Origin of the sequence: Limosilactobacillus reuteri (genome assembly GCF_002254085.1) — a bacterium.
Classification (GTDB): Bacteria; Bacillota; Bacilli; order Lactobacillales; family Lactobacillaceae; genus Limosilactobacillus; species Limosilactobacillus reuteri_K.
In genome coordinates this window covers 1-1065 of record NZ_NGPY01000050.1, presented here as the reverse complement: position 1 = coordinate 1065, position 1065 = coordinate 1, and the positions used below count along the sequence as shown (strand labels likewise).

Here is a 1065-nt window from a genome sequence, read left to right as displayed (position 1 = left end):
GATCATTATTTGCTGGGTTGGTTACGTGGATGGTTACTGGTACTTCGTCCTTTGAGCCATCTGGGTAGCTTACAACAACAGTTGCTGGCTTGTCTCCTGCAGTAGTTACATCTGGAGTGTCCTTCCATGTGTACTTAGTGCCATCTGGTAAGTCACTCTTGTTCTTGATACCTTCTGCTGGATTTGGTACAACGCCGGTCTTGGTATTTACATCTTGACCTTCTGGTGTGTACTTGTCTGCATCAGTTGCTGGATTCGTAACGTGGATGGTTACTGGTACTTCGTCCTTTGAACCATCTGGGTAGCTTACAACAACAGTTGCTGGCTTGTCTCCTGCAGTAGTTACATCCGGCGTGTCTTTCCATGTGTACTTAGTGCCATCTGGTAAGTCACTCTTGTTCTTGATACCTTCTGCTGGATTTGGTACAACGCCAGTCTTGGTATTTACGTCTTGGCCTTCTGGAGTGTACTTGTCCGCATCAGTTGCTGGGTTGGTTACGTGGATGGTTACTGGTACTTCGTCCTTTGAGCCATCTGGGTAGCTTACAACAACAGTTGCTGGCTTGTCTCCTGCAGTAGTTACATCTGGAGTGTCCTTCCATGTGTACTTAGTGCCATCTGGTAAGTCACTCTTGTTCTTGATACCTTCTGCTGGATTTGGTACAACGCCGGTCTTGGTATTTACATCTTGACCTTCTGGTGTGTACTTGTCTGCATCAGTTGCTGGATTCGTAACGTGGATGGTTACTGGTACTTCGTCCTTTGAACCATCTGGGTAGCTTACAACAACAGTTGCTGGCTTGTCTCCTGCAGTAGTTACATCCGGCGTGTCTTTCCATGTGTACTTAGTGCCATCTGGTAAGTCACTCTTGTTCTTGATACCTTCTGCTGGATTTGGTACAACGCCAGTCTTGGTATTTACGTCTTGGCCTTCTGGAGTGTACTTGTCCGCATCAGTTGCTGGGTTGGTTACGTGGATGGTTACTGGTACTTCGTCCTTTGAGCCATCTGGGTAGCTTACAACAACAGTTGCTGGCTTGTCTCCTGCAGTAGTTACATCTGGAG

General features: G+C 47.0%; 1 protein-coding gene. It reads right to left on the bottom strand.

Translation table 11 applies throughout. The features are described from left to right. On the bottom strand, positions 1-1065 hold a 1065-nt coding region (locus CBG10_RS08295), incomplete at both ends, for a Rib/alpha-like domain-containing protein (protein ID WP_263851602.1).